The sequence below is a fragment of the Micromonospora sp. NBC_00330 genome (assembly GCF_036136635.1).
In the GTDB taxonomy this organism is placed as follows: domain Bacteria; phylum Actinomycetota; class Actinomycetes; order Mycobacteriales; family Micromonosporaceae; genus Micromonospora; species Micromonospora salmantinae.
The window spans coordinates 3678756-3691964 of the sequence record NZ_CP108012.1 but is presented as its reverse complement, the minus strand read 5'-3'; the positions used below and the strand labels follow the sequence as shown (position 1 = coordinate 3691964).

The window sequence follows — 13209 nt, the reverse complement described above, 5'->3', positions numbered from 1 at the left end:
ACCGTGCGCGCGGACGTTCGTTGGCAGAATCGTTCATCGAAGCGCCGGATGCGGAGGTCCCCTAGTGCCGGAGAACCGCCTGATTCCACAGTCGGCTCCTGACGGCCTGCCGAACTCCACGCAAACGGCACCGTTCCGGGTGTTGGTGACCTCCACCTTCTTCGAGCCCGGTTTCCGCGGTGGTGGCCCGGTCCGGTCCGTGGCGCACATCCTGGACGCCGCATCGCCAGGTGTCGCCCCGGTCCTGATTACCCGGGATCGTGATCTGGGCGCGACCGAGGCGTATCCGGGGATGTCCGGTCGTTGGGTGGGTCGCGGCCGGGCCAGAGTGTTCTACCTGTCACGACGGCAGCCACGGCAGTGGTACCGCCTGTGGCGGGAATTGCGTGCGATGCGCTTTGATCTGCTCTACGTCAACAGCCTGTGGGCGTCGATGTCCCTTGTGCCGATCATCGCTGTCCGGCTCGGCCTGCTAGGGGCGGAACGGGTGATGGTCGCGCCGCGCGGCGAGTGCTCGCCCGGCGCGCTGTCGCTGAAGTCTGGTCGTAAACGCCTGTTCGTCCGAGCCTGGCGACGGGTGCTCCATAGCCTTCGCGTCGAGTTCCACGCCTCCACGGAGAGGGAGGCGGCCGACGTCCGCCGAATGTTCCCCTGGGCGGCTGTCCACATCAACGCGAATCAGACCGCGCTGCCGCCCGAACCCGCGTCGGTCCCTGACCAACCTGTCGCACCGGGACCGCTGCGGTTGGTGTTCGTGGGACGGATTGCCCCGATGAAGAACCTGGCCCTTGCGTTGGAGGCCGTGGCACTCGTGCGGCGACCGGTGGTCCTGGACGTGTACGGCCCGGTGGAGGACGTCGCCTACTGGCGCCGTTGCGAGTCGTTGCTGGCCGCGCTCCCGTCCAACATCCGGGCGGAATACCACGGGAGCGTCGCACCCTCATCCGTGGTGAATGTGTTGGCGGATCACGATGCGTTGGTGATGCCGACCCTGGGCGAGAACTTTGGTCACGTCATCGCGGAGAGTCTCGCTGGCTCCTGTCCGGTGCTCTGCTCCGACCGGACACCGTGGAACTCAGTCCTGTACGACGGCGGAGGTGCGGTGGTGCCGGAGCTCACGGCCGGTGCCTGGGCGGCTGAGATCGAGCGGTGGGCCGGCCGCACCCCCGAACAGCGCCGAGTCGCCAGGTTGGCGGCGGCCGACGCCTACCGGCGATGGCGTGCCGGGCTGGCCGGGGTGAACATCCTGGACCTGATGAGCGGAACTGTCGGTAAACGCTGACATGCGGATCGCCCGAGCCGACCGCCAGCGTGTGCCTCGGTAAGCGATCCCTTTTGCTCCTTTCTGGCGTGTCTGTCCAATCCCTCGCTCGTTGCTGATATGTAACCGTCCGACCATCCCCGGCCGCGCCCGAACCGAGGGACGAAGAGGAGCTTCTGTGACCCACCCAGTAGCCGGACGCCGCGTGCTCATCACCGGCGGTACGGGTTCCTTCGGGCAGACGATGGTGCGCCGCCTCCTCGACCGTGGAGTTGACGAGGTCCGGGTGCTCAGCCGGGACGAGGCCAAGCAGGACGCCATGCGTCGGCTGCTCGGCGACGAGCGGGCCCGCTACTACGTCGGAGACGTGCGGGACTACGACTCGGTGCTCAAGGCCAGCCGGGGCATCGACTACATCTTTCACGCGGCCGCCCTCAAGCAGGTGCCCTCGTGCGAGTTCTTCCCGCTCGAGGCGGTCCGGACGAACGTGTTGGGCAGCAACAATGTCGTCGAGGCTGCCGAGCGCAATGGCGTCGGCTCGGTCGTGGTGCTCAGCACCGACAAGGCTGTGTACCCGGTCAACGCGATGGGGATGAGCAAGGCGATGATGGAGAAGGTCGCCCAGGCACACGCTCGGAACAACCCGAACAGCGCCACCACGGTCTCCTGCGTCCGGTACGGCAACGTCATGTACTCCCGTGGCTCGGTGATTCCGCTCTTCATCGAGCAGATCAAGGCGGGCCGGGCACCTACCGTGACCGCCCCGGGGATGACCCGCTTCCTGATGTCGCTGGCCGACTCGGTGGAGCTGGTGGAGCACGCCTTCCGGCACGCCCGGCCCGGCGATATCTTCATCCGCAAGGCCGCCGCCTGCACCGTCGGCGACCTGGCTGAGGCGCTCTGTCAACTCTTCGACGTGCCCTCCAAGCTCGACGTGATCGGCGTACGGCACGGGGAGAAACAGGCTGAGACGCTGGCCAGCGGGGATGAACTCGCTCATGCCGAGGACTTCGGCGACTTCCTTCGGGTGCCGCTCGACGGCCGTGACCTCAACTACGCGCTCTACGTCTCCGAAGGCGGTCTCGGCGACGGGCGGACCGAGGACTTCAACTCGTCGAACGCGCCACAGCTCGGCGTACCCGAGATCATCGAACTGCTGAAGACGCTGCCCGAGGTGCGCGCAGAGCTGGCGCTGCGGGATCCGGTGCTGGCGTGCTGAGGCTCGCCGTCACCGGCGCCGGCGGCTTCCTCGGCTGGCACGTCCGGGTGCTGCTGCGCGCTCTGGGCTGGCCGGAACCGGTAGTGGTGACCCGGGGCGAACTCGCCGATCCCGACCTGGTCGCGGCGAAGGTGGACGGAGTCGACCGGGTGCTGCACCTGGCCGGCGTGAACCGGGGTGAGCCGGCCGACGTCGCTGCCGGGAACGTCCTGCTCGCCGCGCAGCTCGCGGAGGGACTCAAGCACTGCGCGAACCCGGCGACGCGGGTTGTCTACGCCAATTCGGTGCAGGCCGGCAACGGCACTGCGTACGGCGACGCCAAGGCCACTGCGGCGCAGGTGCTGGCGGATACCGGCGTCGACCTCGATGACGTGTCGCTGCCCAACCTCTACGGCGAGCACGGACGCCCGTACTACAACTCCGCTGTGGCGACGTTCTGTCGAGTGCTCGCGGAGGGTGGCCGGCCGGAGGTGCATGCCGACCGTGAGTTGAGCCTCGTGCACGTCACCGACGCGGCCGCCCGGCTCATCGGTGTGCCGGCCGGCGGTTCATGGGATCCGGCCATGCCGCCGCTGCGCATCGGAGTTCAGGGGCTGGCCCACCGGCTCACCGAGATCGCCGCGACGTACCGGACAGGGGACATCCCGCACCTGCTGAAGCGACATGATGTGCGGCTCTTCAACACGTACCGGTCGCACTGTTTTCCCGCGCACTACCCCTTGGCGCTGCCCCGCCGCGCGGATGCCCGGGGTGAGCTGGTCGAGACGGTCAAGGCGCACGGTGGTGCCGGCCAGACCTTCTGCTCCACCACGCTGCCCGGGATCACCCGCGGCGAACACTTCCACCTGGCCAAGGTGGAGCGGTTCGTGGTGCTGCGCGGCTCTGCCGAGATCAGCCTGCGGCGGGTGGGCGACACCGAAGTCCTGCGCTTCCCGGTGAGCGGCGACGAGCCGGTGCTCGTGGACATGCCGACGATGTGGGCACACAAGTTGGTGAACACCGGGTCGGACGAGTTGGTGACGATGTTCTGGACCAACGAGATCTTCGACCCGGACCGACCGGATACCTGGCCTGAGGCGGTGGCGACGGCCCGACCGGCGCCGGTGGCGGTCGGGGCGTGAAGATTGGCCTGATCAGCCAGTGGTATCCGCCGGAGGGCGTCTTCATACCGGGTAACCTGGCGCACCAATTGGCCGGCCGTGGCCACGAGGTCAAGGTCCTCACCACATTCCCGAGCTATCCGTACGGCCGGGTCTTTCCTGGCTGGCGACAGCGCTGGCGGCATCGGGAAACTGAGGGGCCGGTGATGGTCCGGCGGGTGCCCGCCTATCCCAGCCACGACACCTCCACCGTCCGGCGCGCCCTGAGCCACCTCTCCTTCGGTGCCACCAGCGCGGTGGCCGGGGCGCGGTGGCTCGCTGACGTCGACGTCACGTACGTCTACCACCCGCCGCCCACGGCCATCGCCGCTGCGGCCCTGCAGCGTGTGGCCCGCCGAACACCGATCGTGCTGCACGTGCAGGATCTGTGGCCCGAGTCGGTGACGCAGTCCGGGATGGCGCCGACCGGCCGGGCCGGGCGATGGCTGGAGCGGTCCATCGGCGCGCTGATGCGCGGGACGTACCGGCTGGCCGATGCCATCGTGGTGATTTCGCCGACGATGGCCGAGCGGGTGGTGGCCGGCGGCGCCGACCCGGACCGGGTGCGGGTGGTCTGGAACTGGACTGACGACGCGCTGTTCCGGCCGGTGCCGGTCACCGACGAGGCCCGTGCGGTGCTCGGTCACCGCCAGCGCTGCACAGTGATGTTCGCGGGCAACCTCGGGCTCCTGCAGGGCATCGAGACGGCCATCCGGGCGGCGGCCGCCGCGAGTGACCGGATGGACCTGGTGCTGGTCGGCTCCGGCGCCGGTGAGGACGGCGCCCGTCGACTGGCCGCCGACCTGGGCGCCGACAACGTGCGGTTCATCGGTCGGCGTCCGCCCGAACAGATGGCGGAGCTGTACGCGGCAGCGCACTGGCAACTTGTGTGCCTGCGCGACGTACCTGCTCTGCGCGCCGCCGTCCCGTCGAAGCTGCAGGCCGCGTTGGCCTGCGGTGTTCCGGTGATCGCCGCTGCGGGCGGCGACACCGGGGCCCTTGTCCGGTCGGCCGGGGTCGGTCTCGTCTGCCCGCCAGGGGACTGGCGGGCGCTCGCCGAAAGGTTCGTGGAAGCGTCCGACCAGCCGGCCGCCACGCGGCAGGCCATGGCGGACCGGGCCCGCCAGGTGTACCGCGATCGGATGTCCCTGCGCGTAGGCGTCGATCAGTTCGAAGACATCCTGTCCAAGGTGGCAGCGCAGAGAGGACGGGCATGACCCGCATCATGACGGTGGTCGGCACCCGGCCGGAGATCATTCGACTGTCCCGGGTGCTGACCAGACTGGACAGCACTGTCGACCACACACTGATTCACACGGGGCAGAACTGGGACCCGACCCTGTCCGACGTGTTCTTCACCGAGCTGCGACTGCGCCAGCCGGACCGGTTCCTGGAGGTCGACACCTCCTCGCTCGGTCGCGTACTCGGTGGCGTTCTGATCGGCATGGAACAGGCGATCGCCGAGCTGCGGCCGGATGCGCTGCTGGTGCTGGGCGACACGAACAGCTGCATCGCCGCGCTGATGGCGCGACGGATGCAGGTGCCGGTCTACCACATGGAGGCCGGCAACCGGTGCTTCGATCTGAACGTGCCGGAGGAGACCAACCGGCGGCTGGTCGACCACGTGGCCGACTTCAACCTCGTCTACACCGAACACGCCCGGCGTAACCTGCTCGCCGAGGGCCTGCACCCGCGGCGGATCCTGCACACCGGCTCGCCGATGCGGGAGGTGCTGGAGCACTATCGGGCGCCGATCGCCAGCTCGACCATCCTGCGGCGGCTGGAGCTCGATCGAGGCGGGTACTTCCTGGTCAGCGCCCACCGCGAGGAGAACGTCGACCGTCCCGACCGGCTTCGTCGGCTGCTGGACTGTCTTGTCGCGGTGCGGGACAGGTGGGGCCTCCCGGTGTTGGTCTCCACCCATCCGCGCACCCGTAAACGGCTGGAGGCGCTGGCCCCGGACGCCACCGCCCTGGACGGCATCGCCTTCCATGAGCCGTTCGGCCTGCTCGACTACGTGCACCTGCAGACCAAGGCGTACTGCACCCTGTCGGACAGTGGGACGATCAGCGAGGAGGCGGCCATCCTCGGCTTCCCCGCTGTGACGCTGCGCGAGTCCATCGAACGTCCGGAGGCGCTCGACGCCGGCGGCATCATCATGACCGGCCTCGACCCGCAGGGCGTGGTCGAGGCGGTCGAGGTGACGGTGGCCCAGGTCGCCGCCCAGGGGGTGCCCTGCCCGGTCGACTACCAGGTGCCGGACACCTCCCGGCGGGTGGTCGACTTCATCCTCTCCACCGTCCGCCGGCACCACGACTGGGCGGGCATCCGCCGCTGACAATCGGGCACCAGGGCTGGCGACCACGAACCTGTGGTCGTCAGCCCTGGTCGCCGTGCGCGTGGTCCTCACTGTGCTTCTGGTCCGGCAGCGCGGAGTGCCGTGACCCGGCAGCCGGGGTGCCCTCCCCGCGCACGGAAAGGGGGTGACGCCGCCCGGCGTCACCCCGTGCATCGCCGCCGCAGCGGCGGGGCCGATCACGTCAGTGCGACTGCAGGGGTACCCCCCGTGGGCCCTTCACCACCGGACCGACCGGCTGCACGCAGAGCAGCGCGAGATGCTCGACGATCTTCGCTGCGTCGTCGTACGGGTCGAGCCCGCTCACCTCGATCGGGTCGAGCGCCGGCACGGCCACGTGGGACACCAGGGGATGGAACGGTCGGGTGTCGACCTCACCGGTCCCGAGCAGGTCCTCGTGCAGCTTCTCGCCTGGGCGCAGGCCGGTGTAGACAATGGGCACGGAGCTGGAGGCATGCTCGGCCATCTGACGCGCCAGGTCGACGATCCGGACCGGGTCGCCCATGTCGAGCACCAACGCCTCCCCGTCCCGGCCGATCTCGGCGGCCTGAAGCACCAGGTGGACGGCCTCTTGGACGGTCATCAGATAGCGGCTGACGTCGGGGTGGGTGACGGTCAGCGGCGTCCCCGTCTCGATCTGCCGTTGGAAGGCTGTCACCACCGAACCGCGGCTGCTCAGCACGTTGCCGAACCGGACGCTCAGGAACGTCCCCGGGAAGCGGGACGCGGCGTGCGCGGTCAACCGCTCCGTGATTCGCTTCGAGTAGCCGAGGACGCTGATCGGATCGGCCGCCTTGTCGGTCGAGATGTTGACGAACTTGGCCACGTCCTGGCAGGCGTCCAGCACGGAGAGCGTGCCCCAGACGTTGGTCTTGATCGCTTCGCCCGGGTGCCGCTGAAGCAGCGTCAGGTGCTTGAGCGCCGCCGCATGAAAGATGATCTCCGGACGGCGTTCCCGGATGATCCGTCGGATGCCCTCGTCGTCGCGTAGGTCGGCGAGGATCAGCTCGGGCCCGTCCAGCATGGCCCGTCCGGCGAGCGACATCTGAAGGCTGTGCAGAGCCGACTCGTCCCGGTCCAGCATCATCAGCTCACCCGGGTTGGCCTTCATCACCTGACGGCAGAGCTCCGAGCCGATCGAACCGCCGGCGCCGGTGACCAGGATCCGTCGTCCGGTAAGGCTGTTGGTGCTCAGCGGTAGGTCACCGACCACCTGCCGGCGGCCGAGCAGGTCGCTGACCTGCACGTCCCTGACGTCGGTGACGGTGATCCGGTGGTCGACCAGGTCCCGCACCGGGGGCAGCACCTTGAAGACCGCGCCGGCTTCGAGGGTGGCCTCGCGGATCTGACGGATCAGGGCGGCGTCCGCGTTGGCCACCGAGAAGATCACGGTGCTGGCACCGGTGAGCCGGACGGAGGCGGCGACGTCGTGCCGGCCGCCGAGCACGCGTACGCCGCCGATGCGCAGGTCACGCTTGTCCGGGTCGTCGTCCAGCGCGCCCACCGGCAGGTACCGACCGCGTGGATCGCCGAGCATGGCGCGGAGCAGCCCCTGCCCGGCGTCACCCATTCCGAACAGCAGCACCGGCGTGGACGATCGGACGTCTGGCCTCATCGCGAGGTCCCGCCGGTGCCGGTACGCGAACCGGGCGCCGAGCATGAACAGCAGGGCGAGCGCGCCCCCGACCAGAGGGGTGCTCGCCGGAACCGGCCGATCGGTGGTCGGCAACAGCCCGAGCAGCATGATGCCGGCGGTGGTGATGGTGGTGCCGGCGACGCCCTGGACCTCCTGAAGGCTGCCCAGCGGGTGTCGTCCGGAGTAGAGCCGCCTCAGCGCTGCCGCCGCCACGTGCACGACCGCCGCGACCAGTCCGATCGCCGCCGCCCGGGACAGTTGGCCCGGGGGGAACTGAAACTCGAACCGGGTCCACACTGCCGCGACGAACCCACCGACCCACGCGGTGGTGTCGGTGGCCAGGAATCGGACGGTGCGCCGGCGAGCCCTGGCTCGCCGCGCCTGCCGGTCGGAGTCTTGTGTGTTCTCGGTGTCCTGCGGCATCAGTTGGCTCCCTGTTTCGTCGCACGACTGCTTCCGCCCGCGCGGCAGAAGGAGCCTCGGGGCTCTTTGTCCTTGTTACATGCTTAGAGGCATACCTGGGCGTTTTCCGACAAGACGAAACGAATATCCTGTCTGTCCAGCGACCCTCAGCGGGCCGGAACGCCCTTGACCGTCACCTGATCGGGTACGTCCCGGACGACACAGGCACCGGCCCCGACCGTGCTGTCCCGCCCGATGCGAAGGCCCTGCAGCACTGCGGCGGTGGTCCCGACCAGTACGCCGGTGGCCAGGTGGCAGTCACCGGACACCGCGGCGAGCGGGTTGACCGAGACGTAGTCGGCAAGTCTGCTGTCATGGCCGACGGTGGCGTTCTGGTTGAGATGCACGTGCCGCCCGAGGGTGACGTTCGTGGTGACGCGGGCTCCGGCAAAAGCGACGAACCCCGGCCCGTACTCGGTGTCCGGCCCGATGGTGGCGTCCGGGTGGACGAGGCTCGCGGCGGAAATGTCGTACCCGTCGATCCGGCCGCCGATGGCGCGGCGGACCTGCGGATCGCCGACCCCGATGAGGTACCGGGTGGTCGCGGGCGCATCCCGCAGCCAGGCCACGTCCCCGAGGTACGGCACGTCGAGTCGCTGCAACCGCTTGAGGTTTTCCTCGGTGGGCCGGTCGTCGACGACGCCCAGCAGTTGCCAGATCGGCCGCCCAGCGGCCTCGTTCACCGCTCGGGCGATGGTGAGCACTTCCCGGCCGTGCCCGCCGCAGCCGACCACCACCAGTTCGGTCTTCACGCCGTGGACCCTCCCGAGCGGACGCCCAGAAACTCGTCGATCGCGCCGAACACCCTGGCGATCTGCGGCTCGGTCAGGGCACTCCCGCTCGGCAGGGTGAGCCCGTTGGTGAAGAGCCGCTCCGACGCGCCGGTGAGCAGGCTCTCCGCGCCGGCGTGCATGGGCTGCAGATGCATCGGTTTCCACACCGGCCGGGTCTCGATGTCCCGTTCGGCCAGGTGGGCCGCCAAGTCGTCGGCCCGCCAACCACACCGCTCCTGCTCGACGGTGATGACGGTGAGCCAGCAGTTCGACTCGGTGTCTTCGGCGCCGAGCAGTTGGACTCCCGGCACCGGGGCGAAGAGCTTGGCGTACTGGTCACGCAGCTGGCGGCGTCGCGCGATCATTCCGTCGAGCCGAAGCAACTGGGCCCGGCCGAGCGCCGCGAGGAGATTGCTGAGTCGGTAGTTGTAACCAGTCTCACGGTGCTCGTAGTGCCGCGCCGGCTCTCGGGCCTGGGTGGAGAGGTGGCGAGCGCGATCGAGGAGCGCCGGGTCGTCGGACACCAGCATTCCGCCACCGGACGTGGTCATGATCTTGTTGCCGTTGAACGAGAGCACCCCGGCGTGCCCGAAGGAGCCGGCGGGCTGTCCCCGGTGGCTGGCCCCGAGGGCCTCTGCGGCGTCTTCCACCAAGGGGACGTCGGCCTCGGCGCAGACCGGGACCAGGGTGCGGTAGTCGGCGCAGCTGCCGAACATGTCCACCGGAACGATCGCCCCCACCCGCTCGCCACCCGACAGCAGTCGGCGCAACAGGTCAGCGGTGAGGCCGACGTCGACGTTTCCGCTCCTGGGGTCGCAGTCGACGAAGACCGGACGCGCGCCGGTGTACCGGACCGCGTTCGCGGTCGCCACGAAGGTGAGCGTGGGCACGATCACCACGTCACCCGGTCCGACTCCGACACCAAGCAGTGCCAGGTGCAGGGCGGCGGTGCCGGAACTGACCGCGACGGCTCCGCCGGTGCCGACACGCTCGGCGATGTCCTGTTCGAACGCCTCAAGGTCCGGGCCTGCCGGCGCCACCCAGCCCGAACGCAGGGCCGCGACCAGGTAGGACTCCTCAAGTGGTCCGACGTCGGGCGGGGACAGGTGGATGGTCTGGCTCATCGGCCGGCTCCCTGGGGAATCGTCATGCCGGTGTCCGGTCCCGCTGCGAGGGCGCCGGACGCCGGTGCGTGCCGAGGAACTCCGGCATGGTCGCGGCCTCGGCCGCGTTGATGCCCTCGCGGCGCAGTACGGTGCGCACGGTCGCGACCAGGATCGACAGGTCAAGTCGGAGGTTGCGGCTGTCCACGTATTGCACGTCGAGATCCAGCTTCTCCTCCCAGTTCAGACTGTTACGCCCGCGGACCTGGGCCAGTCCGGTGACACCGGGTCGTACCTCATGCCGCCGAGCCTGGCTGGCGGTGTAGCGATCGAGGTACTCCGGCAGCAACGGGCGGGGGCCCACCAGGCTCATGTCACCGCGTAGCACGTTCCAGAGCGTGGGCAGCTCGTCCAGGCTGGTGGCGCGCAGCCAGCGCCCCAGTGGCGTGAGTCGATCGCCGTCGCTCACCAAGCCGTGCCGGGGCGGTCGCATCGTGCGGAACTTGACCACCTCGAAGGGCTGGCCGTGCAGTCCGGCCCGGCACTGACGGAACAGCACCGGGCGGCCGAGGCCCGCCATGACCAGGACCGCCACCACCAGCAGTAGGGGTGTGACCAGCACCAGCAGTACGCCCGCGAGGATCGCGTCGAAGACGCGCTTACCCGCTGCGGGTCGGGACAGCGGCAAGGGGTGTTCGGGGGCGTTCGCGAGACCACCAGGCACTGGCACCGATCCGACCTCCGGGAGAAACGACAGAAAGACCGTGTAAGGGTTGTACCAGCACAAGTCGGTCAGTAGCTCCAAATGGCGACACTCATGCTGCTTCGCCCCGATCAACCCCGAAACGCCGTCGAGGGAAACGGCCTGACCACGTGACCTCTGCGGTCGGTCCGGTTCGAGGCCGGACGGTAGAGTCGCGACCGCCGGCCGGGCGATGGGAACAGACCGGTCGGGTGAAGGGGAGACCGTGCTGCATCTGAGGGTGATTGCTCCGCCAAACCAGTCGCCGGCGGTCGCCGACCTGCTGGCCGCCGAGCCCGGGGTGACCCACCTGGTGGTGCTGCCCGGCGTCGCCCGACAACCGAAGGGCGACCTCATCCAGTGCGACGTGGTCCGGGAGAGCGCCGACCGCGTCCTGGACGGCCTGCAACGCATCGGGGTGGCAACGAGCGGCGGCATCGCCGCCGACGACGTGGAGCTGACCATCTCCACCGCGGCGGACCGGGCGGCAGAGAAGGCACCCGGCAGTGGCGCCGACGCGGTGGTCTGGGACGAGATCGCGGCGAAGACCGGCGAACAGACCGAACTGTCCGGCACCTACCTGGTGCTGATCATCGTCGCCACCATGATCGCCGGCATCGGTGTACTGCTGGACCAACCGATCCTCATCGTCGGGGCGATGGTCGTCGGTCCGGAGTTCGGTCCCCTCGCCGCGCTCTGCGTCGCGCTGCTGCGTCGCCGGCTCGGGGTGATCGGGCGGTCGGTGCAGGCCCTCACGGTCGGCTTCCTGGCCGCCATGCTCGCGACCGTGCTGAGCACCTGGGCGCTGACCGCCGCCGGTCTGGTCAGCGAGGAGATGCTGCTCGCCGAGCGCCCGCTCACCGACTTCATCTGGCGGCCCGACGCGCTGTCCTGGGTGGTCGGCCTGCTCGCCGGGGTGGCCGGCATGCTCTCGCTGACCTCGAAGAAGTCAGGCAGCCTCGTCGGGGTGCTGATCTCGGTGACCACGGTGCCGGCCGCGGCCAACGTGGCGGTCGCCAGCGCCTATGGGGTGTGGGACGAGGCCGCCGGATCGGCCCTCCAACTCGTGATCAACCTGTGCGCGATCGTCCTTGCCGGCCTGCTCACCCTCATGGTGCAGCAGGCGTGGTGGTGGAGCCTGGGCCGGCGGGCCCGTCGCCCAGCAGCCGGGTGAGCAGCGTCCGGAGGGGGATCGACTCACCGTCGCGGCCCCCCGCTCCGACGACCAACGGCGGCGGGCTGGGCTGCGGGTCGACGCCGAACAGCCGAGCCCGCAGACCGCCGGGCACGGTCAGCAGGTGGAACCGGCCGGCCACGTCCACCGCCCGGGTTTCGGCCCGGTCGACGTACCAGCCGGTCAGCCCGGTCCGGTAGCGCCCACGCCCGTCGTACCCCCGGGCGACCAGCCGGGTGGTGCGCAGCCCTCGCCGGGTCGCCTCGGCCACGAACCAGGCCACCAGCTCCGCCGCCTCGGCGTGCTCGGCGGCCCGCCGCCGCGCGTCCGCGTCGGCGTGCGCCCGCACCGCCTGCCGTTGCTGATCCCGCCACTCCCGGGCGTCTCGCTCACCCACGACGCCGACGGTACGCGAGCCGACTCAGTCGAGCACGGCCCGCAGCGTGCGCCGGGCGATGCCGGCCATCACCGGGTTGGTCTCGACGTAGTACGGCAGCGCGTTGATCGCCTGCTCCAGGGCCCAGCCGCGCCCCCGCTCCCACGTCGCGTCGTCCACACCCAGCGCCCGCCGGTACGTCTCCCGGGAACCCGCGTCGAACAGGTTCCACGCCGGCATCAGGTCCACAGCGGGGTCGCCCACGCCGACCGTGCCCAGATCGATGACGGCGGCCAGCCGGCCGTCACGGACCAGCAGGTTGCCCGGCATCAGGTCCCCGTGGATCCACACGTCGGCGGGGTCGTCGCGGCGCGCGTCCCGGCACCGCTCCCACACCTCGCCGAGCGCGGTGGTGTCGGTGAGCGCGCCGCTGACCGCGAGCGCGGCCCGCACGCTGTCGTCCTCGGCGGCCAGCCGCCCGCCGCGCCCGTCCCCGGACCAGACCCGCCCGTCGGTGTCGATGCCGCGCAGGGCCGTCACCACTCCGGCCAGGTCCCGCGCGAAGTCGTCGAGGTCGGCGATCCGGTCGGGCTGGGCCGTCTCGCCCGGAATGAACTGGTACGCCGTCCACGGCCCGGGGTATCCGTCGCCCGGCTCGCCGAGGCCGAGCGGCTCGGGCACCGCGACCGGCAGGTTCCCGCCGAGCAGCATGGCGTACTCCTGCTCGCGCCGCAGCTCGGCGCGCAACTCGGGATCGGTCGAGGGGAGCAGCGGAAACCGCAGCACGATGTCCGGGCCGAGCCGGAACAGGGCGTTCACAGTGCCGGTCGAGGGGAGCTGCCGGACCGACAGGCCCCGCCACCGCGGAAACTGCTCGGCCACCAGCGCGGAAACCACGTCCACGCTCACGTCCACCTGATCGGCGTGCATCCTCACCGCGAGATCATCACCCCGACGCTGCTGCCACG

12 protein-coding genes are annotated in these 13209 nt (G+C 70.1%); 6 read left to right on the top strand and 6 right to left on the bottom strand.

The window, feature by feature from the left end:
* The first annotated feature begins 64 nt into the window (after positions 1 to 64).
* The 5 genes from OG598_RS16555 to wecB all read left to right on the top strand — a co-directional run bounded on the left by OG598_RS16555 (position 65) and on the right by wecB (position 5957).
* Entirely contained in the window at positions 65 to 1282 is a 1218-nt protein-coding gene (locus tag OG598_RS16555; RefSeq protein WP_328650006.1) for a glycosyltransferase family 4 protein, read from the top strand.
* 157 nt (positions 1283 to 1439) lie between these two features.
* The gene (locus OG598_RS16550) at positions 1440 to 2480 is read left to right on the top strand and encodes an SDR family NAD(P)-dependent oxidoreductase (protein ID WP_328650005.1); all 1041 of its coding nucleotides are present in this window, start codon (positions 1440 to 1442) and stop codon (positions 2478 to 2480) included.
* Positions 2474 to 3601 carry a polysaccharide biosynthesis C-terminal domain-containing protein gene (locus OG598_RS16545; RefSeq protein ID WP_328650004.1) on the top strand — a complete coding sequence of 376 codons (1128 nt, stop codon included), beginning with the start codon at positions 2474 to 2476 and terminating at the stop codon, positions 3599 to 3601. Before OG598_RS16550 ends, OG598_RS16545 begins: the two co-directional genes overlap by 7 nt.
* On the top strand, positions 3598 to 4836 hold the full coding sequence (locus OG598_RS16540; protein ID WP_328650003.1) for a glycosyltransferase family 4 protein: 1239 nt from the start codon (positions 3598 to 3600) through the stop codon (positions 4834 to 4836). Before OG598_RS16545 ends, OG598_RS16540 begins: the two co-directional genes overlap by 4 nt.
* Positions 4833 to 5957 carry a non-hydrolyzing UDP-N-acetylglucosamine 2-epimerase gene (gene wecB / locus OG598_RS16535; RefSeq protein ID WP_328650002.1) on the top strand — a complete coding sequence of 375 codons (1125 nt, stop codon included), beginning with the start codon at positions 4833 to 4835 and terminating at the stop codon, positions 5955 to 5957. Before OG598_RS16540 ends, wecB begins: the two co-directional genes overlap by 4 nt.
* Before the next feature lie 202 nt (positions 5958 to 6159).
* Here the strand turns inward: wecB and OG598_RS16530 are convergent, their stop codons facing one another.
* From OG598_RS16530 to OG598_RS16515, 4 genes are all read right to left on the bottom strand, one after another.
* Entirely contained in the window at positions 6160 to 8034 is a 1875-nt protein-coding gene (locus tag OG598_RS16530; RefSeq protein WP_328650001.1) for a polysaccharide biosynthesis protein, read from the bottom strand.
* Positions 8035 to 8180: 146 nt separating this feature from the next.
* Positions 8181 to 8825 (bottom strand): acetyltransferase, encoded by a 645-nt coding sequence (locus OG598_RS16525; RefSeq protein WP_328650000.1) that lies wholly within the window; start codon positions 8823 to 8825, stop codon positions 8181 to 8183.
* On the bottom strand, positions 8822 to 9970 hold the full coding sequence (locus OG598_RS16520; protein ID WP_328649999.1) for a DegT/DnrJ/EryC1/StrS family aminotransferase: 1149 nt from the start codon (positions 9968 to 9970) through the stop codon (positions 8822 to 8824). Before OG598_RS16520 ends, OG598_RS16525 begins: the two co-directional genes overlap by 4 nt.
* Before the next feature lie 22 nt (positions 9971 to 9992).
* On the bottom strand, positions 9993 to 10679 hold the full coding sequence (locus OG598_RS16515; RefSeq protein WP_328649998.1) for a sugar transferase: 687 nt from the start codon (positions 10677 to 10679) through the stop codon (positions 9993 to 9995).
* A gap of 238 nt (positions 10680 to 10917) precedes the next feature.
* Here OG598_RS16515 and OG598_RS16510 point away from each other — a divergent pair, with 238 nt between their 5' ends.
* Positions 10918 to 11865 (top strand): DUF389 domain-containing protein, encoded by a 948-nt coding sequence (locus tag OG598_RS16510; protein ID WP_328649997.1) that lies wholly within the window; start codon positions 10918 to 10920, stop codon positions 11863 to 11865.
* On the opposite strand, the gene OG598_RS16505 is transcribed toward OG598_RS16510, so the two are convergent.
* Positions 11801 to 12262 (bottom strand): hypothetical protein, encoded by a 462-nt coding sequence (locus OG598_RS16505; protein WP_328649996.1) that lies wholly within the window; start codon positions 12260 to 12262, stop codon positions 11801 to 11803. The two genes, OG598_RS16510 and OG598_RS16505, sit on opposite strands and share 65 nt — an antisense overlap.
* 24 nt (positions 12263 to 12286) lie before the next feature.
* Positions 12287 to 13171 (bottom strand): aminoglycoside phosphotransferase family protein, encoded by an 885-nt coding sequence (locus OG598_RS16500; protein WP_328655355.1) that lies wholly within the window; start codon positions 13169 to 13171, stop codon positions 12287 to 12289.
* Between the last annotated feature and the right edge of the window lie 38 nt (positions 13172 to 13209).